This is a genomic window from Streptomyces sp. DSM 106670 (assembly GCF_055792845.1).
This window is the reverse complement of the sequence record NZ_CM147704.1, coordinates 5,189,984-5,208,034: the sequence shown is the minus strand read 5'-3', so window position 1 is coordinate 5,208,034 and position 18,051 is coordinate 5,189,984. Positions and strand designations below refer to the sequence as shown.

The following is an 18,051-nucleotide window of genomic DNA, read 5'->3' as shown; positions in this document are numbered from 1 at the left end:
TGCACCATGCCACTGACAACAGGCCCTGACCGCAGGTCGGAGGGGATTGTCAGTGGTGCCGCCTACCGTCGGGGACATGCTGCTATCTCACGGGGGAGAACCCTCGCCCACCGGTGGACCGGTGGCGCGCTGGTCGGTGGAGCAGGTGCTGGCGCTGGCTCCTGACGAAGCATCACGCAAGGCGGGTACGCGACTCGGTACGGCCGGCCCGTGGTCCGGCACGGGCCGCGACGGAGCGGGCGCGGTGTGGGGGCTGTGCGAGGGGAGCGGGAGCACGCCGTACCGGACGGTGGTCGACACCACCGGCCCGGCCTGCTCCTGCAGTTGCCCGAGCCGGAAGTTCCCGTGCAAGCACGCACTGGGGCTGTTGCTGCTCCTGGCGTCCGACGACGCCGCGTGCCGGCCCGGCGAGCCGGCCGACTGGGCCGCGGCCTGGATCGAGGGCCGGCGCGGACGGGCGGCGGAGCAGGCCGGGGCGGCGGGCGGCGGCACCACGCGGGGGCCCGCCGACGCCGCCGCCAGGAAGCGGGCGGAGCGCCGCGCCGAGCGGGTCACGGGCGGCGCCCAGGAGCTGGAGCAGCGTCTGGCCGACCTGCTGCGCGGCGGGCTCGCCGCGACCGACCGCTCGGGCTACGGCCTGTGGGAGGAGACCGCGGCCCGCATGGTCGACGCCCAGGCCCCCGGTCTCGCGGCCCGGGTGCGGGAGCTGGGAGCGATCACCGGGTCCGGTCCGGGCTGGCCGGTCCGGCTGCTGGAGGAGTGCGGCCTGCTCCATCTGCTGGATGCGGCCTGGCTCGGCCGGGAGCGGCTGCCGGACCCGCTGGCCGCGACGGTGCGGACGAGAGTGGGGCTGCCGATGTCCGCCGAGGGCGCCCCGGTCCGTGACCACTGGCTGGTCCTCGCGCAGTACGACACCCCGGACGGCAGGATCGTCGCCCGGCGGATCTGGCTGTACGGGCGGGAGTCGGGCCGCACCGCTCTGCTGCTGTCGTTCGGCGCGGCGGGCCGTTCCCCGGCACAGGCGCTGCCCGTGGGGGCCACGATCGACGCCGAGCTGACGCCGTATCCGGGCGGCGGGCAGCTCCGCGCGGAGCTGGGCGAGCAGTTCGGGACCGCGGCCCCGGCCGGCCCGCCGCCGGGCATCGCCGCAGCGGCCGCCCCGGCCGTCTACGGCACCGCCCTGCGCGAGGACCCCTGGCTGGACGCCTGCCCGGTCACCCTGCGCGACGTCATACCCGTGCCGTCCGAGGACGGCTGGCAGGTGGCCGACGCACACGCCGGGTCCGCGCTGCCGATCGCCCCGGCCGCGCTGTCCCGGCCGGGCCTGTGGAAGCTCGTCGCCCTGTCCGGCGGCGGCCCGGTCACCGTGTTCGGCGAGATCGGCCACCGCGGCTTCGACCCGTTCGCGGCCTGGGACCCGGGCGAGCGGGAGGAGGACGGGCTCACCACGGGCGGTTCGGTCGTCCAACTGGTCTGAGGCGACGGCCGGACGACCGTACGACCGGCGACCGGCACGTGGCGACCCGCGCCCGGAGACCCACCATCCGACGCTCACCACCCACCGTTCCGCCCGCCCACCACCCCCACCGGAGGGTAGAGATGCCTCGCACCACCAGCACCAGCACCAGCACCACTCCCGCATCCGTATCCGCATCCCCGTCCCCGTCCGCGTCCAGATCGGTCGACTCCCTCCCCTGGGAGGAGCTGGTCACCTCGGCGCTCCTGGGGACCGACCGCCGGCCGCCGACGCCGCGCGGCGACCCCGTACCGGCCGCCGACGCTCCGACGGCCCTGCTGGACGCCGTCGCGCTGCACACCGTGCGGCGGCGGGCCGGGCTGCTGCCCGCCGTGCCGGAGGCCCGGCCCGAGCCAGCCGCCCCGGATCCGCGCCCGGCGCTCCCCGAGGCCGCCCGGCACCGGCTCACCCGTCTGCTGGCCGATCGGGCCGCGCCCTCGGGCGGCGGGCGGCGCGGGACCGCGCCCGACCTCACCGAACTGATTCCGCAGTGGCTGGCCACCGCCAACCGGAAGGGTTTCCGCGCCCCGGCGGCCCTGTTGCCGCCGCTGCTGGACGCCGCCCGCGCCCGGACGGACCTGCGCCCGCAGGCGCTCGCGTTCGCCGGGCCGCGCGGTCTGTGGCTGGCCGCACTGAACCCGGACTGGAAGTTCGCCCTGCGGGGCTCCGCGAGCGGCACGCTCCGGCCCGACACCGAGGACCCGGATGCGGTGGGCCGGCTGTGGGAGGAGGGGCTGTTCGCGGAGCGGGTCGCGCTGCTCGACGCCGTACGGGCACAGGATCCGGCCGCCGGGCTGGCCCTGCTCGCCACCACGTGGCAGGCCGAACGGGCGGAGGACCGGCTGATGTTCCTGGACTCCCTGCGGTCCGGGCTCGGGGCCGACGACGAGCCGTTCCTGGAGCAGGCCCTGTCCGACCGCAGCCGCAATGTGCGCGCCACCGCCGCCGAACTGCTGTCCGCCCTGCCCGCGTCGGCCCTCGCCGGCCGGATGGCGGCCCGCGCGATGTCCTGCGTCAGCCCCGACCGTACGGGGGACGCCGTCTCCATCGTCGTGGAGGCGCCGCACGAGTGCGACGCGGGTATGCAGCGTGACGGCGTCGCCGCGGTGCCGCCGACGGGCCGGGGCGAACGGTCCTGGTGGCTCGGGCAGTTGGTGGAGGCCACCCCGCTCGGTGTCTGGGAGCAGCGGTTCGGCGGGCGTCCGGCCGAGGAGGTCGTGGCCCTGCCGGTCGCCGACGACTGGGCCGGGGAGCTGCACGCCGCCTGGTGCCGGGCGGCGGTGCGGCAGCGGAATCCGCGCTGGGCCAGGGCCTTGCTCGGGCGCCCCTCGGCTCCCCCGGCGAGCAGCCCCGGGACGGCCTCGATCGCCGAGCGCTCGAAGCTCCTCGCGATCCTGGACCAGGACGAACGGGCCCTCTGGGTCGCGGAGTTCATCGCCGCGCACGGCCTGTCGGAGGCGTTCCAGCTGCTCGGGGTGTGCACGGTCCCCTGGGCCGGGCCGCTCGGGCGTGCGGTGGTCGACGCACTCGACATCGCGCGGGACGGCGGGAGTTATCCGTGGAGCTTCAGCGGAGTGATGGGCCTCGCGGAACGCTGCCTGGATCCGGCGGAGGCCGACCGGCTGGAGGTCCTGACGGCCGCGCAGGACGAGCAGGAGGGGGCGTCACCGGGAGCGGGCGGCTACTGGTCGGAGGCCTTCCAGCGCCTGGTCTCCACGTTGCGGCTGCGCGCCACGATGGAGGCGGAGCTGATGGCCTGACCAGGACGCGCACGTCGGGCCGCCTCAGCCCACCGGCCTCCGGCCGCCCGGGCCCGCGGTCGCCCCGGCCCACCGGCCCGCGGCCGCCCCGGCCGCCCCGGGGCCAGACGCGCGCGGCGCCGGCCCACCCTGCCCGGCGCGCATCGCTGCTCCGGCCCGCCCGAAGCAGCCCCGGCGTCAGGCAGGCGCAGCGGCCCCGCGCGGGCCCGTGTGCGAGCGGGCCCGCCCCGGGGTCGGCGTTCAGGCCTGGGCGGCCTGGCGGACGTTGGCGTTGACCCAGGTGACGATCTCGGTCGTCGTCGCGCCCGGCGTGAAGAGCTCCGCGACGCCCAGCTCCTTCAGCGGTGCGATGTCGTCCTCCGGGATGATCCCGCCGCCGAACACCTTGATGTCCTCCGCCTCCCGGGCCTTCAGCAGCTCGATCACCTTGGCGAACAGCGTGTTGTGCGCCCCGGAGAGGATCGAGAGGCCGATGGCGTCGGCGTCCTCCTGGATCGCCGTGTCGACGATCTGCTCGGGCGTCTGGTGGAGACCCGTGTAGATCACCTCCATACCGGCGTCCCGCAACGCCCGCGCGATGACTTTGGCCCCGCGGTCGTGGCCGTCGAGGCCCGGCTTGGCCACCACCACACGGATCGGACCGGTCACACCCATCACTGCCTCCACCTGGTCTCCCGTGCCTGAAGGGCCGGGGATGTGAACGAACGTTATCCACAGCATCCCGCAAGCCGCAGTTTCGCGGCAGGCGGGGAGGGGGAAATCACACGTGGGACATGTTCGCCAGACGCCGTCCCCCGTACGAGGCGGTGTTCCGGCCGCGCGGGGACCGGCACGACACACCCCCTGAGGGAGCCGCTACGAGGTCGCCGTACCACCGCGCCGCCAGCCGCACGGCACGGTGGTACGGCCCCACGTCGCCCGGCCGTCACCGGCCGGGCGCCGCTCGCGCCGGCCCCCCATGAGGGCGTACGGGGACGGGAGCCGCCTCCCCCGTGCGCCAGTGCAGGAGGTCGGCCGTGAAGCTCCTCCCCCTACCCCTCCCTCTCCTCCCTCTGCTCTCCCGACTTCCCCGGCCGCCCCGGCTGTCGTCCGCGCTGCTCGGCGCCGCCGCGCTGGAGCTGGTCGTCCTCGCCGGGCACCTGGCCGTCTACCCCTTCGGCCTCACCCCGGAGCGCCGCCCGCCGACCCGGCCGGCAGGCACGGAACCCGACAGCGGCATCAGCAGCGCCACCGACCTTGCCGTCACGGCCGTCGCCACGCCGCCGCCCGTCGTCCTGCTGCACGGCTTCATCGACAACCGCTCCGTGTTCGTCCTCCTGCGCCGCGCGCTGATCCGGAACGGCCACGAACAAGGCCACCACCGCCACCTGGAATCCCTCAACTACTCCCCGCTGACCCGCGACATCCGCACCGCGGCCGGGCTGCTCGGGCGGCATGTGGAGGAGATCTGCGCGCGGACCGGGCACCACCGGGTCGACATCGTCGGGCACAGCCTCGGCGGCCTGATCGCCCGCTATTACGTACAGCGGCTCGGCGGCGACCGGCGCGTGCGCACTCTGGTGACGCTCGGAACGCCGCACGGAGGCACCGCCGTCGCCCCCGGGGCGGGCGTTCACCCCATCGTGCGGCAGATGCGCGCCGGTTCCTCCGTGATCGAGGAGCTGCGCGCCCCCGCCCCCGGCTGCCGGACCCGGTTCGTGAGCTTCTGGAGCGAGCTGGACCAGGTGATGGTCCCCACCCGGACGGCGTGCGTCGACCACCCCGATCTCGACGCGGTGAACGTACGCGTCACCGGCATCGGGCACCTCGCCCTGCCCGTGCACCCGACGGTGGCCGCCGCGATCCGTGAGGCTCTGGATGCGCCGGTGACAGGAGAGGACGCGGCGCCCGCCGCCGGTGCGACTTCCGTGGCCTGAAATAGAACATCTTTCGAACGTAGGGCCAAGGCTGCGTCTGTCGTCCACCGAAAGACGGCCGATTGCCCGTTTCCTGCGGACGCAAAACCTGTCGAAGATTGTCGTCCTCACATACCGCCGGGTACAGTCGCGGCCACTGCTTCCCCCTGGGACACCCCTGACCGGGACCCAGAACAGTCCTGCTGCCGAGGCGAGAGAGAAGTTGGTGAACGACCAGCACCCCCACGCCGGGCACGTCGGGTACGACGACCGATCGACCGGCAGCTTCGACACCGACCCGCTCTTCGGCTCCCTTCCGGGCGGCCACGACACCGGCTACGACGCGGGGCACCCCGCCGCCGGATACGGCGACACCACCTACGGCGTCGGCTACGACACCGCGTACGCGACCGGACAGCCGAACCACAGCGGCCAGTACGACGCTTCCGCCTGGAACACCGGCGCACAGCAGACCTTCGCCTACGACGGCTACGCCGCTCAGGAACAGGCCCAGCAGCAGGCCCCACAGCAGCCCCTGCAGCAGGAACCGCAGCAGTGGGACACCTCCGGGGCCTGGCAGCAGGTCACCGACCAGGACCTGACCGGCCAGTGGGCGACCGCCGCGTACAGCGCGCAGACCCCGTACGCCGCGGAGACCCCGTACGCCACGGAGGCGTACGAGACCGGAACGTACGACACGGGCGCCTACGACACCGGTGCGTATCCGGCCGGCACCGCGTACGGAACCGGCGGCGCCTACGGGGCGGACGCCTACGAGACCGGGGCGTATCCGATCGGCGCGTACGGCACGGCGGCCGTCGCCGCCGACACCGGCACGTACGCCACCACCGGCGCCTACGGCACGGGGACGTACGACGGCGGGACCTACGACACGGGCGCCTACGACGCGACCGCGTGGAACTCCGGCGCCACGCCCGGGGACACCCCGTACGAACCCGAACAGACGTCGTACCCGCTGTACGAACAGCAGCACGAACAGCATGCGGCCGACGCGACGGCGCCCGAGGCCCCGGGTGAGCCGGACGGAACGGCCGAGGATCCGGCGGCCGACCCGTCCTCCACCGCCGCGTTCGCCGCCCTCTCACCGGACTCCGCGCCGGATGTCGCGCCGGACCGGGAGCAGGACGCCGGGGACGACTTCCCCGCCCCGCACCCCGTGAACCGCACCGCCGTCCGCGCCCCCGCACCCCGCAACCGGGCCCGCCGGCGCACCCCCGCCAAGCGTTCCGCCCTGCTGACCGTCGCGGTGCCGTCCGCCTGCGTGATGAGCGTCGCGGGCATCGCCGCGGCCTCGGTCAGCGGGATGCCCGGCGGCGAGGAGAAGCAGGACGAGACGACCACCTCGCTGGCGGTCGCCGACCCCAGCACGGTCAAGCCGGTCGCCGCCAACAACCAGCTGGACAGCCAGCTGGCGCAGCTCTCCGAGGGCAGCGACGACTTCCGGGAGCGCGCGAGCCGCACCCAGGAGCGCATCGACCTGCGGGAGCGGCAGGCGGCGGAGAAGAAGAAGCGCGAGGAGGAGGCCGCACGCCGTGAGGCGCTGCGCCCCAAGTTCGTCCTGCCGGTCAAGCAGCACGGGCTGAGCGCCTACTACGGCCAGGCGGGCGTCAACTGGATGTCCGTGCACTCGGGCATCGACTTCCCCGTCTCGTACGGCACTCCGGTGATGGCCGCGACCGACGGCACCGTACGCACCCAGCTGAACAGCGCCTACGGGGTCATGGCGATCGTGACGGCGGCCGACGGCACCGAGACCTGGTACTGCCACCTCAGCAGCACCAAGATCCGCTCGGGTCCGGTGAAGGCCGGTGACGTCATCGCGTACTCCGGGAACTCGGGCAACTCCACCGGTCCGCACCTGCACTTCGAGGTCCGGCCCGACGGCGGCGCGGCGATCGACCCGCTGGTGTGGCTGCGCAGCAAGGGCGTCAACCCGACCTGACCTGACGAGCACGTGAAAAAAGGGGCCCGAGGGCCCCTTTTTTCACGTCCGTCGCGTCCGTCTCCCCGTCTACAGCTTCTCGACCGGCGCGTACCGCAGCAGCAGCTTCTTCGGGCGCTCGTCGCCGAAGTCGACCGTCGCCTTGGCCTGGTCGCCGAAGCCCTCGACGGCCGTCACCGTGCCGAGCCCGAACTGGTCGTGCGTGACCCGGTCCCCGGCCACCAGGGTGACCGTCGGCTTCTCCGAGGAGCGCCGGGTCGCGAAGCCCGAGGGGCCGGTGCGGGCGCGGGAGGAGGAGAGCGAGGACGTGATGCCGGAGGTCGGTCCGGCGGGGGCGGCCATCGGGCCCTTGCGCTTCCAGTCCAGGTGCTGTTCCGGGATCTCCTCCAGGAACCGCGAGGGCGGGTTGTACGAGGGCTGGCCCCAGGCGCTGCGCATCGCCGCCCGGGTCAGATAGAGCCGTTCGCGGGCGCGGGTGATGCCGACGTACGCGAGGCGGCGCTCCTCCTCCAGCTCCTTGGTCTGGCCGAGGGCCCGCATGTGCGGGAAGACGCCGTCCTCCAGGCCGGTGAGGAAGACGACCGGGAACTCCAGGCCCTTCGCGGTGTGCAGGGTCATCAGCGTGATGACGCCGGAGCCGTCCTCGTCCTCGTCGGGGATCTGGTCGGAGTCGGCGACGAGCGCGACCTTCTCCAGGAACTCCGCGAGCGTGCCCGCGCCCTCCTCCTCGCCGCGCTCCTGCTCGAATTCGAGGGCGACGGCGGCGAGTTCCTGGAGGTTCTCGATACGGGTCTCGTCCTGCGGGTCCGTGGAGCTCTGGAGCTCGGCGAGATAGCCCGTGCGCTCCAGGACGGCTTCCAGCACGACGGCGGGTCCGGCGCCGGACTCGACGATCGTGCGCAGCTCCTCCATCAGCGTGTTGAAGCGCTTGACGGCGTTGGAGGAACGGGCGGCCATGCCGTACGCCTCGTCGACGCGGCGCAGCGCCTGCGGGAAGGAGATCTTCTCGCGCATCGACAGGGCGTCGATCATCGCCTCGGCGCGGTCGCCGATGCCGCGCTTGGGAACGTTGAGGATACGGCGGAGCGGGACGGTGTCCTCGGGGTTGGCGAGGACCCGGAGGTAGGCCAGGACGTCCCGGACCTCCTTGCGCTCGTAGAAGCGCACGCCGCCGACGACCTTGTAGGGCAGGCCGACGCGGATGAAGATCTCTTCGAAGACACGGGACTGGGCGTTGGTGCGGTAGAAGACGGCGACATCGCCCGCCTTGGCGTCGCCCGCGTCGGTGAGCCGGTCGATCTCGTCGGCGACGAACTGCGCCTCGTCGTGCTCGGTGTCGGCGACATAGCCGGTGATGCGGGCGCCGGAGCCGGCGTTGGTCCAGAGGTTCTTCGGGCGGCGGCTCTCGTTGCGCTCGATGACGGCGTTGGCGGCGGAGAGGATCGTCTGCGTGGAGCGGTAGTTCTGCTCCAGCAGGATCGTCGTGGCGCTGGGGTAGTCCTCCTCGAACTGGAGGATGTTGCGGATGGTCGCGCCCCGGAAGGCGTAGATCGACTGGTCCGCGTCACCGACCACGCACAGCTCGGCGGGCGCGTCGTTCTCCCCGGCCGGGCCGACCAGCTCACGGACCAGCGTGTACTGGGCGTGGTTGGTGTCCTGGTACTCGTCGACGAGGACGTGCCGGAAGCGGCGGCGGTAGTGCTCGGCCACGTCCGGGAAGGCCTGGAGGAGGTGGACCGTCGTCATGATGATGTCGTCGAAGTCCAGGGCGTTGGCCTCGCGCAGGCGGGCCTGGTAGAGCGCGTACGCCTGGGCCAGGGTCTTCTCGAAGCCGTCGGCTGCCTGTCCGGCGAAGGTCTCCTCGTCGATGAGCTCGTTCTTGAGGTTGGAGACCTTGGCGGTGAAGGACTTCGGCGGGTAGCGCTTGGGGTCCAGGTCGAGGTCGCGGCAGACCAGGGCCATCAGCCGCTTGGAGTCGGCGGCGTCGTAGATCGAGAACGACGAGGTGAAGCCGAGCTTCTTCGACTCGCGGCGCAGGATGCGGACGCACGCGCTGTGGAAGGTCATGACCCACATGGCGTTGGCGCGCGGGCCCACCAGCTGCTCGACGCGCTCCTTCATCTCGCCCGCGGCCTTGTTGGTGAAGGTGATCGCGAGGATCTGCCCGGGGTGCGTGCCGCGCTCGGCCAGCAGATGGGCGATGCGGTGGGTGAGCACCCGGGTTTTGCCGGAGCCGGCCCCGGCGACGATGAGCAGCGGGGATCCGGCGTGCACGACGGCGGCGCGCTGCTCGGTGTTCAGCCCGTCGAGCAGCGCGGCGGAGTCGAGCACCGGGCGCGGGTGACCGTCCCGGTAGTACCCGTCCCGGGGCGGCGGGGGCGCGTCGTAGACGCCCTCGAAGAGTCCCTCCGGCACCGCTTCGGGCGCGTGGTCCTCGGGGGGCGGCGGGGGGCCGTCCTCCGCGGGCTGGAGGCCGGTCAGGAAACTGTCGTCAAAGAGGCTGCTCATCGCCTACCGAGTCTAGGCGGCCGGACTGACAACCTTCCGCCGAAGCCCGGAAGCGGTGACCCCGGTCCTACGCACGGAGAGCGGACGTCCACGTTCCGTGAAGAAGTGCCCGGTCGGAGGGGGTGCGGAGCCCTCGATCCGAAAAGGTCACGAAAATGTATCGGGCATATCGCTCATCGTGCTTCCCAGCGGTGCCACGGGTTGGCTAGCGTGCTCGGTCAGGTGATCCGTACCTCCCTGAGGCGAACCGCGCCTAACGGACACCTCTGCCGAATCCGTCCTGCCCTCCAGGCAGTTCGGAACCGGGGACCCACACGCAGAACCGGGGTGAATCGGTCCGTGACCTCGCATCCGGACCGTAGGACAGCCTTCCGTTCCGTCCGAACCCGACAGCTAACCCGGTAGGCGGTCCACGGAAGGAGATGCCGGTCTTGGCATCGCATCGCAAGCCGCGCACGAAGGTGCGCACCACCACTCCCGCCGTCGGGCTGACGACGGCCGCGCTGGCCTCCGTGACGTTGCTCTCCACGCAGAGCGCCACGGCCGCGCCCGCGGAGCCGAAGCCCGCCATCGAGGAAGTGCAGAAGAAGGTCGACGCCCTGTACCGGCAGGCGGGCACCGCGACCCAGGAGTACAACCGGGCCAAGGCCGCCTCCGCCACGCAGCAGAAGAAGGTCGACACGCTGCTCGCGGACGTGGCGAAGCGGACCGAGAAGATCAACGAGGCGCGCCGCGCGCTGGGCTCCTACGCGGCGGCCCAGTACCGCAGCGGCGGCATCGCGCCCACGGCGACGTTCTTCCTGGCGGACGACCCGCAGGGGTACTTCGACCAGAGCCGGCTGATGGACCGGGCGACGGAGCGGCAGCAGAAGGCCGTCACCGATTTCCGTACGCAGCAGGCCTCGGCGGCGAAGAAGCGCGCGGAGGCGGTGAAGAGCCTGGAGACGCTGACCGAGACGCAGGCCACGCTCGCCTCCAGCAAGAAGGACGTGCAGACCAAGCTCACCGAGGCCCGCGGCCTGCTGTCCCGGCTGACCGCCGAGGAGAAGGCGCGGCTGGCGGAGCTGGAGCGCAAGAAGGAGGCCGAGGCCAAGGAGAAGGCGGCGAAGCTGGCCGCCCGTCAGGCCGCCGAGGCGAAGGAGAGGGCCGAGGCGGAGGAGAAGGCTCGCGAGGAGGCCGCGAAGGAGTCGGGCGGCGGTTCGGGCACGGGCTCCGGCTCCGGTACGGGCACGGGTTCGGGTTCCGGCTCCGGTACGGGCAGCGGTTACGCCGCCAAGGCGGAGAAGGTGCTGGCCTTCGCCCGCGCCCAGATCGGGAAGCCGTACGTCTGGGGCGCGACGGGCCCCTCCAGCTACGACTGCTCGGGGCTGACGCAGGCGGCGTGGCGGGAGGCGGGTGTGACCCTGCCCCGGACCACCTGGGACCAGGTGAAGGTCGGGACCCGGGTCGCCACGTCCGACCTGCAGCCGGGTGACCTGGTCTTCTTCTACGACGACATCAGCCACGTGGGCATCTACAAGGGCGACGGGATGATGATCCACGCCCCGAAGCCGGGTGCGAACGTGCGCGAGGAGTCGATCTACTACATGCCGATCTACGGGAGCGTGCGCCCGGCGTGACACAGGGCGGGGGCGGCCGGTGAGCGGCCGCCCCCGGAAGGCCGTGGTTCGGCCTCAGGTCCGGTGGTCCGGCCTCAGGTCCAGACCGTGGCGATGAAGATGTTGACGGTCGTGAGGGCGCCGACCGCGATGAACGCGCCCTTGTCGACCTTCTCCTCGTCGCGCTTGACGTAGACCAGGGCGAGGATCACGACCAGCAGCGCCAGCTTGATGCCGATCTTGACGTTGTTCACGGTCTGGTCGTCGGCCTGGTTGAGGCCGACCAGTGCCATGCCGGTGACCAGCATGGTCAGCGCGCCGTGCAGCATCGCGGGGGTGAACCGGGCGGTCCCCGACCCCATGGCCTTCATCTGCGTCAGGAAGCCGCCCAGCAGGGAGGCGATGCCGATGATGTGCAGGCCGACGAAGACATTGATGAGTACGTCCATGGCTCGGGAGCCTAGCCATGGCCAAGGTTTTACCTTTCAGTGAGGCAAGCCTTCCTCGTCAGGGGGGCACGCCCTCCCCGATCACTTCGATCATGAGTGACCGGCGAAACGTCACATCAGGGCAATAGCTGTCATGGCGACTCTTTTCTCCGCGCCCGGATTAGCGTCCTTCACGGACCCGCCGGTATCCCCCGGCGGCCAGCCGACAGGAAGGATGCCGCCCCCGTGGCAGCGCACCGCAGGTCAGCCCACCGAAAACCCAAGCAGCGCCCGTTCACCGGCCCTGCTGCCCGCACCGCCGCCACCCTGGCGCTCGCCGGAGCCGCCACCGCGGGCTCGGTCACCGGGGCCGGCGCGACCCCCGCCGAACCGGCCCCCACCGCCGACCAGGTCAGGGCGAAGGTCGACCGGCTCTACCACGACGCCGAGGTCGCCACCGAGAAGTACAACGGGGCGAAGGAGAAGGCGGCCGCCGCCACCCGCGAGGTCGAGGCCCTGACCGACGAGGCCGCCCGCCGCACCGACCGCCTCAACACCACCCGCAACGCCCTGGGTTCGCTGGCCACCGCGCAGTACCGCGGCGGCACCCTGGACCCGGCCCTGCAACTGGCGCTCTCCTCCGACCCCGACGCCTATCTGCAGCGCGCCTCCTACCTCGACCGGGCGGGCGACCGCCAGAGCGGTCTGCTGCGGAACATCAAGCGGCAGGTCTCCCAGATCACCCGCGTCAAGGCCGCCGCCGACCGGGAGACCGAGCGCCTCGCCGCCCGCCGCACCGAGCTGCGCGAACACCGCACCGCGATCCGCACCAAGCTGGCCGACGCCCGCAGGCTGCTGGACACCCTGACCGCCGACGAGCGCGCCGCCTACGAACGCTCCGCCGACGCCCGGCACGGCGGCGGCCCGGCCCACGCCGACCGCTCCACCGCCCGCAGCGGCCCGGTCGCCGCTCCCGGCTCCCGCGCCGGGCAGGCCATCGCCTTCGCCCACGGGGCGATCGGCAAGCCGTACGTCTGGGGCGCGACGGGCCCCAACGCCTTCGACTGCTCGGGCCTGACCCAGGCGGCCTGGAAGGCGGCGGGCGTCAGCCTGCCCCGCACCACCTACACCCAGATCAACGCCGGACAGCGCATCCCGCGCTCCCAACTGGCCCCCGGCGACCTGGTGTTCTTCTACTCCGGGATCAGCCATGTCGGCCTCTACATCGGCGGCGGCCAGATGATCCACGCCCCGCGCCCCGGAGCACCGGTCCGCATCGCGCCCATCGACCACATGCCTTTCGCCGGAGCGACCCGGGTGGCATAGTCCCCGGCGCCGACCTCACCTCCCGCCGAAGGAACTCCCGTATGACGATGGCGAACGCCGTCCAGGACTACGCCCGTACGCTCACGCTGCGCTCCCCCGACCACTACCGGGTGGGCCCGTTCACCGTCCGGCACAACCCGGACTGGGAGCTGAAGTACGCCAACTACGCGATCCCCGACCGGGAAGCGGAACCCACGGCGGACGACGTGGCGGCCCTGGTCGACGCGTTCCGGGAGCACGAACGGCTCCCCCGCCTGGAGTTCCTGCCCGCCTGGGCCCCGGCGGTCGAACCGGCCCTGCTCGCCGCCGGTTTCACCGTGGAGAACCGGGCCCCGCTGCTGGCCTGCGGCCACGGGGACCTCCGGACGCCGAAACCGGTCGACGGCCTCCGCATCACCGTGCCCTCCACCGAAGCGGAATTCACCGACGCCGCCCGCGTCCAGCACCGGGGCTTCGGCGGTGAGGGCGAGCCCGAGCCGGGCATGACCGACTGGCTGCGTGCGGCGGCCACCGGCGACGGGGTCGCCGCCCTGGCCGTCCTCGACGGCGCCCCGGCCGGGGCCGGGGGCTGCTCGGTCGCGGTCGACGGCCTCAGCGAACTGGCCGGCCTCGCCGTCGCCGCCCCCTTCCGCCGCCGGGGCGTCGGCGCCGCGCTCTCCGCCTGGCTGACGGACAGGGCCCTCGGCCAGGGCTGCCGGACCGTCTGGCTGGAGCCGGGCGGCCCCGACGTCGAGAGGATCTACGCGAGCATCGGCTACCGCCGGATCGGCGAGAAGGTCAACATCTCGCTGGAGCCGGGCGGGGCCTGAACGACGGCAACGACGGTCGGCTCAGACCAGCCGTCGTGCCGTGGCCCACCGGGTCAGCTCGTGCCGGTTGGAGAGCTGGAGCTTCCGCAGCACCGCCGAGACGTGGGACTCGACCGTCTTCACCGAGATGAACAGCTGCTTGGCGATCTCCTTGTACGCGTAGCCGCGCGCGATCAGCCGCAGCACCTCGCGCTCGCGCTGGGTGAGCCGGTCCAGGTCCTCGTCGACCGGCGGGGCGTCCGTGGAGGCGAAGGCGTCCAGGACGAAGCCGGCCAGGCGGGGCGAGAAGACCGCGTCGCCCTCCTGGACCCGGAAGATCGAGTCGACCAGGTCGGTGCCGGTGATCGTCTTGGTGACGTAGCCGCGCGCACCGCCCCGGATGACGCCGATGACGTCCTCCGCGGCGTCCGAGACGGACAGCGCGAGGAAGCGGACCGGGTTCTCGGCCGTGCCCATCATGGGGGCGCAGCGGCGGAGCACCTCGACGCCGCCGCCGCCCGGGAGGTGGACGTCGAGGAGGACGACCTCGGGGCGGGTCGCCGTGATGACGGTGACCGCCTGGTCGACGTCGGCGGCCTCGCCGACCACCTCGACGCCGGTCTCCTCGGTGCGGCCGATCTCGGCCTGCACCCCGGTGCGGAACATCCGGTGGTCGTCGACGAGCACGACCCGTACCCGTCGCTCCGGGCCCCCGGTGGCTTCGGTGTTCTCGGTCATTCGCTCGCCCTCTCCATCTCCAGCTCGACCTCGGTGCCCCCGCCGGGCACCGAACGCAGCCGGGCGCTGCCGCCGTTGCGCTGCATCCGGCCGATGATTGATTCTCGTACGCCCATGCGGTCCCCGGGAACCTCGTCCAGGTCGAACCCCGGACCCCGGTCCCGTACGGAGACGAAGACCGTGGTGCCCTCGACCTCCGCGAAGACCTGCACGGCGCCGCCCTCGCCACCGTACTTGGCGGCGTTCACCATCGCCTCGCGCGCGGCCTGCATCTGTGCGGTCAGCTTGTCGTCGAGGGGGCAGTCGCCGACCACGACGACCTCCAGGGGCACGCCGTGCTTGTCCTCGACCTCGGCGGCGGCCCGTTTGACCGCCTCGGCCAGGGTCTCCGGCTCGTCGTCCTCGTCCTTGCCGGTGCCCTCGGGGTTGTAGAGCCAGTTGCGCAGCTCGCGTTCCTGGGCGCGGGCGAGGCGTCTGACCTCGCCGCCGTCGTCCGCGTTGCGCTGGATCAGGGTGAGGGTGTGCAGCACGGAGTCGTGGACGTGGGCGGCGACCTCGGCCCGCTCCTGGGCGCGGATGCGCATCAGGCGCTCCTCGGAGAGGTCCTGGGTCATCCGCACGAGGTAGGGGCCGGCGAGCAGGGCGATGCCGGTGAGGACGGCGATGGCCGCGGTGAGGACGTTGCCGAGCTGGGCGGCCGATCCGCGCACCACCAGGAACACGGCGAGACCGAGGCCGACGAGGGCCACTCCGGCGAGGCCGCGGGCCAGGTGCAGCAGCTTGCGGTTGCGGCCGGTCTCCATCCAGCGGGCGCGGCGGGCGTTGTCCGCCTGCCGCCAGACCAGGACGGAGCCCGCGCCGATCAGCAGGGTGGGCCAGATGTAGCGGTCGGCGTCGCTGCCCATGTCGACGTTGACGACGAACGCGATGGCCCCGACGGTCAGGGCGACCAGGGCGAAGACCTGACCCTTGTCCGGTTTACGGAGTTTGCGGCGGCCGTCCGTCGATGTCTCGAACACCGAGCGCGGGGCGTCGACGCCCCCGACGCCGAGCGGGACGACGATCCAGAACACCGCGTAGAGCACCGCGCCGAGGCCGTCGGTGAGGAACAGCCCGAGGAAGAGGAACCGCACCCAGGCGACCGGCAGCCCGAGGTGCCCGGCGAGCCCGCGCGCGACGCCGCCGAGGAGCCGGCCGTCGGCGCTGCGGTAGAGCTTGCGCAGCGGCGGCTCCTCCGGGTCGGCGGCGAGGGAGCTGGCGGCTCGGGCGGTGGCGGCTGGCATACCCCGATCGTCACACGCGCGGACGCGGGGCGGCATCAGGGTCGGCCCCGGAGGCGACCCTGATTACGTGTAGGGGCAAGGCGGAACAGCGCTGTACGGCCGTCGTGGACGGCCCTTCCGGGGCGGGCGCGGGCAATATCAGGGACCGTCCAGGGTCGGCGCGGGTCCCGGCGGGCGGTCCGGCCCGTCACCATGGAGGCATGACCGCTCCCTCCAACGCCGCTCCCGGCGTCGCGCCCCCCGAAGCGCCGAAGCCGACGCTGCGGCGCACCCCGCGACAGAAGGTCGTCGCCGGGGTGTGCGGCGGACTCGGCCGGTACTGCGACGTGGACCCGGTGATCTTCCGGATCGTGCTCGGCGTGCTGTCGGCGACCGGGGGCATCGGTCTGATCTTCTACGGCTTCGCCTGGCTGCTACTGCCCGCGGACGGCGACGACGAGAACGAGGCGCGCAAGCTGCTGTCGGGGCGGGTCGACGGGGCGTCCCTGGTGGCGCTGCTGCTGGCGCTGATCGGCTGCGGTCTCTTCCTGTCGATGCTGCACAACCGGGGCATGCTGGCGTTCGCCGCGTTGCTGACGCTGGCGGTCGTCGGGTTCTCCGTATGGACGCAGTCCCGGCGGACGGCCGCCCCGGAGGACCCGGCCGCCCCGCCCGGCGCACCGGCTTCCCCGCCCGGACCCGCGCACGCCGGCGGGCTCGGCACACCGCCGCCGGAGGTGAAGGCCCCGCCGACGCCCGGCGGCCCGTCGTGGTGGCGGGACCCGATCGTCAAGGACGGGACCACGGGGCCGGTCGGCTCCGGCTATCTGTGGGGGCCGCCGGACGCGGACGCCGATGCCGCGCGCGCCGATGTGAAGGCCGGGCGGCCCACGCCGGACGCCCCGTTCCGTACACCCCGGCCGTCGCCCGCTCCGCGCGGGCCGCGCTCCATCGGCGGCCCGGTCTTCCTGACGGCGCTGGTGGCGGGCGGGCTCGGCACCGGGCTGAGCTGGGAGCACCAGCCGCTGGGCACCGCGCTCCAGATCGGTCTGGTCGCCGCCCTCGCGGTGTTCGGGCTCGGTCTGCTGATCGCCTCGGTGCTGGGCCGGACCGGCTTCGGCACGGTCCTGATGGCGATGATCACGGCGGGTCTGCTGGCGGGCGCCGCGGCGGTGCCGAAGGACATCGACACCTCGTGGGACCGTCAGGAGTGGCGGCCCGCCTCGGTGGCCGCCGTCGAGCCGCACTACGAGCTGCGTACGGGCGACGCCCGGCTGGACCTGTCCGGTCTGAAGGTGCCCAAGGGCGAGACCGTGCGCACGGGGCTCGACGTGGCGGCGGGCCGGGCGGCCGTCGTCGTCCCGGCGAACGTGACGGTGAAGGTGCGCGCCGAGGCGGGTCTCGGGGACATCCGGCTGGACCGGGGACCCCGCGAGGCCATCACGATGGGCAACGACCTGGAGTTCATCCGCACGCTGAAGCCTCCCGAGGGCACGAAACCCGCCGGCACGATCGAACTGGAACTGGAAGTCGGCATCGGACAGGTGGAGGTCACCCGTGCTGCGTCATGAATTCCGGCCCGGCCGCGCGGTGGCGGGCCTGGCGATGCTGGGTCTGGCCGGCGGGTACGCGGCCGACGCCGCCGGGGCCTGGGAGGTCCCGTGGACGTTCTTCCTTCCGCTGTTCCTCGGCGGGCTGTGGCTGGCCGCGACGGTGACCTGGGCCGCCTACATGCTCCGGCGGCGGCGCGAGGCGAGGAAGGCGTCGGCGGAGAACACGGTGGCGCCCGCGAGCACCAGCGGCAGCCACGCCATCAGATAGGGCAGGTCGTTGCCGTAGTAGTACGGGGTGGCCTGCCAGCTCACGGTCAGCCAGAGGCTCAGCGAGATCAGTGCGCCGCCAAGCGCAGCGAGCCGGGCCCAGAGGCCGACGAGGGTGCCGAGGCCGACGAGGAGTTCGCCGATCGCGATGGCGTATCCGAAGCCCTCGGGGCTCTTGAGCGCCAGGTCGACGAGGGCGGGGATCGCGGAGGAGTCGCGCACTCCGCGCATCATCTCGCCGATGGATCCGGTGCCGGTCGCGGACAGGAACCCGCTGTCGGTGAGCTTGTCGAGGCCCGCGTAGACGAAGGTGACGCCGAGGAAGATCCGCAGCGGCAGCAGGGCGTAGGCGCCCGCCTGCTCCCGCAGCGTCCTGCGCTCGCCCAGACCGTACGAACCGCCGCCATAACCGTTCATCACCACTGCCCTACTTCCCGAAGTCCCGTCAC

General features: G+C 72.9%; 15 protein-coding genes and 1 riboswitch. Of the genes, 9 read left to right on the top strand and 6 right to left on the bottom strand.

Annotated elements, in window-relative coordinates:
* The first annotated feature begins 76 nt into the window (after window positions 1-76).
* A complete protein-coding gene (locus ACSMXR_RS23190; protein ID WP_473169822.1) occupies window positions 77-1,477 on the top strand; it encodes an SWIM zinc finger family protein in 1,401 nt (466 codons plus the stop codon).
* Between the two features lie 122 nt (window positions 1,478-1,599).
* Complete coding sequence (locus tag ACSMXR_RS23185) at window positions 1,600-3,276, top strand: DUF5691 domain-containing protein (RefSeq protein WP_473169821.1); 1,677 nt, start codon at window positions 1,600-1,602, stop codon at window positions 3,274-3,276.
* 240 nt (window positions 3,277-3,516) lie between these two features.
* Here ACSMXR_RS23185 and ACSMXR_RS23180 read toward each other — a convergent pair whose 3' ends face one another.
* Entirely contained in the window at window positions 3,517-3,930 is a 414-nt protein-coding gene (locus tag ACSMXR_RS23180) for a cobalamin B12-binding domain-containing protein (RefSeq protein ID WP_003966859.1), read from the bottom strand.
* A gap of 362 nt (window positions 3,931-4,292) precedes the next feature.
* On the opposite strand from ACSMXR_RS23180, the gene ACSMXR_RS23175 reads away from it, so the two are divergent.
* Both ACSMXR_RS23175 and ACSMXR_RS23170 read left to right on the top strand, forming a co-directional pair.
* On the top strand, window positions 4,293-5,192 hold the full coding sequence (locus tag ACSMXR_RS23175) for a lipase family alpha/beta hydrolase (RefSeq protein ID WP_473169820.1): 900 nt from the start codon (window positions 4,293-4,295) through the stop codon (window positions 5,190-5,192).
* A 205-nt stretch (window positions 5,193-5,397) separates the two neighbouring features.
* Window positions 5,398-7,134: a M23 family metallopeptidase gene (locus tag ACSMXR_RS23170; RefSeq protein ID WP_473169819.1), complete on the top strand. Its 1,737-nt coding sequence runs from the start codon at window positions 5,398-5,400 to the stop codon at window positions 7,132-7,134.
* Between the two features lie 69 nt (window positions 7,135-7,203).
* Here ACSMXR_RS23170 and pcrA read toward each other — a convergent pair whose 3' ends face one another.
* Window positions 7,204-9,642, bottom strand: coding sequence for a DNA helicase PcrA (pcrA, locus tag ACSMXR_RS23165; RefSeq protein ID WP_381852141.1), 2,439 nt, complete (start codon window positions 9,640-9,642; stop codon window positions 7,204-7,206).
* Window positions 9,643-9,899: 257 nt separating this feature from the next.
* Window positions 9,900-10,066: riboswitch (cyclic di-AMP (ydaO/yuaA leader) on the top strand.
* On the opposite strand from pcrA, the gene ACSMXR_RS23160 reads away from it, so the two are divergent.
* Entirely contained in the window at window positions 10,065-11,261 is a 1,197-nt protein-coding gene (locus tag ACSMXR_RS23160) for a C40 family peptidase (RefSeq protein WP_218525034.1), read from the top strand. Its footprint overlaps the riboswitch before it by 2 nt.
* A gap of 74 nt (window positions 11,262-11,335) precedes the next feature.
* On the opposite strand, the gene ACSMXR_RS23155 is transcribed toward ACSMXR_RS23160, so the two are convergent.
* Entirely contained in the window at window positions 11,336-11,689 is a 354-nt protein-coding gene (locus ACSMXR_RS23155; protein WP_473169818.1) for a hypothetical protein, read from the bottom strand.
* Between the two features lie 225 nt (window positions 11,690-11,914).
* Here ACSMXR_RS23155 and ACSMXR_RS23150 point away from each other — a divergent pair, with 225 nt between their 5' ends.
* The gene (locus tag ACSMXR_RS23150; RefSeq protein ID WP_473169817.1) at window positions 11,915-12,994 is read left to right on the top strand and encodes a C40 family peptidase; all 1,080 of its coding nucleotides are present in this window, start codon (window positions 11,915-11,917) and stop codon (window positions 12,992-12,994) included.
* A 41-nt stretch (window positions 12,995-13,035) separates the two neighbouring features.
* Window positions 13,036-13,803, top strand: a complete 768-nt coding sequence (locus ACSMXR_RS23145; RefSeq protein ID WP_473169816.1) for a GNAT family N-acetyltransferase — start codon at window positions 13,036-13,038, stop codon at window positions 13,801-13,803.
* A gap of 21 nt (window positions 13,804-13,824) precedes the next feature.
* Here the strand turns inward: ACSMXR_RS23145 and ACSMXR_RS23140 are convergent, their stop codons facing one another.
* Together ACSMXR_RS23140 and ACSMXR_RS23135 are read right to left on the bottom strand one after the other, a co-directional pair.
* Window positions 13,825-14,520, bottom strand: a complete 696-nt coding sequence (locus tag ACSMXR_RS23140) for a LuxR C-terminal-related transcriptional regulator (RefSeq protein WP_137232412.1) — start codon at window positions 14,518-14,520, stop codon at window positions 13,825-13,827.
* On the bottom strand, window positions 14,517-15,803 hold the full coding sequence (locus tag ACSMXR_RS23135) for a PspC domain-containing protein (RefSeq protein ID WP_473169815.1): 1,287 nt from the start codon (window positions 15,801-15,803) through the stop codon (window positions 14,517-14,519). The genes ACSMXR_RS23140 and ACSMXR_RS23135 overlap by 4 nt, the downstream gene beginning before the upstream one ends.
* Before the next feature lie 200 nt (window positions 15,804-16,003).
* Here ACSMXR_RS23135 and ACSMXR_RS23130 point away from each other — a divergent pair, with 200 nt between their 5' ends.
* Window positions 16,004-17,353 (top strand): PspC domain-containing protein, encoded by a 1,350-nt coding sequence (locus ACSMXR_RS23130; RefSeq protein WP_473169814.1) that lies wholly within the window; start codon window positions 16,004-16,006, stop codon window positions 17,351-17,353.
* A complete protein-coding gene (locus ACSMXR_RS23125) occupies window positions 17,340-17,603 on the top strand; it encodes a hypothetical protein (RefSeq protein ID WP_030628728.1) in 264 nt (87 codons plus the stop codon). The genes ACSMXR_RS23130 and ACSMXR_RS23125 overlap by 14 nt, the downstream gene beginning before the upstream one ends.
* Here ACSMXR_RS23125 and ACSMXR_RS23120 read toward each other — a convergent pair.
* Window positions 17,510-18,019: a DoxX family protein gene (locus ACSMXR_RS23120; RefSeq protein WP_137232415.1), complete on the bottom strand. Its 510-nt coding sequence runs from the start codon at window positions 18,017-18,019 to the stop codon at window positions 17,510-17,512. The two genes, ACSMXR_RS23125 and ACSMXR_RS23120, sit on opposite strands and share 94 nt — an antisense overlap.
* Window positions 18,020-18,051 lie beyond the last annotated feature (32 nt).

Bases quoted from the DNA above. Each gene is read 5' to 3' on its own strand.
- ACSMXR_RS23130 (WP_473169814.1), top strand. From the start codon at position 16,004: ATGACCGCTCCCTCCAACGCCGCTCCCGGCGTCGCGCCCCCCGAAGCG.
- ACSMXR_RS23155 (WP_473169818.1), bottom strand. From the start codon at position 11,689: ATGGACGTACTCATCAATGTCTTCGTCGGCCTGCACATCATCGGCATC.
- pcrA (WP_381852141.1), bottom strand. From the start codon at position 9,642: ATGAGCAGCCTCTTTGACGACAGTTTCCTGACCGGCCTCCAGCCCGCG.
- ACSMXR_RS23135 (WP_473169815.1), bottom strand. From the start codon at position 15,803: ATGCCAGCCGCCACCGCCCGAGCCGCCAGCTCCCTCGCCGCCGACCCG.
- ACSMXR_RS23120 (WP_137232415.1), bottom strand. From the start codon at position 18,019: ATGAACGGTTATGGCGGCGGTTCGTACGGTCTGGGCGAGCGCAGGACG.
- ACSMXR_RS23180 (WP_003966859.1), bottom strand. From the start codon at position 3,930: ATGGGTGTGACCGGTCCGATCCGTGTGGTGGTGGCCAAGCCGGGCCTC.
- ACSMXR_RS23140 (WP_137232412.1), bottom strand. From the start codon at position 14,520: ATGACCGAGAACACCGAAGCCACCGGGGGCCCGGAGCGACGGGTACGG.
- ACSMXR_RS23160 (WP_218525034.1), top strand. From the start codon at position 10,065: ATGCCGGTCTTGGCATCGCATCGCAAGCCGCGCACGAAGGTGCGCACC.
- ACSMXR_RS23145 (WP_473169816.1), top strand. From the start codon at position 13,036: ATGACGATGGCGAACGCCGTCCAGGACTACGCCCGTACGCTCACGCTG.
- ACSMXR_RS23190 (WP_473169822.1), top strand. From the start codon at position 77: ATGCTGCTATCTCACGGGGGAGAACCCTCGCCCACCGGTGGACCGGTG.
- ACSMXR_RS23185 (WP_473169821.1), top strand. From the start codon at position 1,600: ATGCCTCGCACCACCAGCACCAGCACCAGCACCACTCCCGCATCCGTA.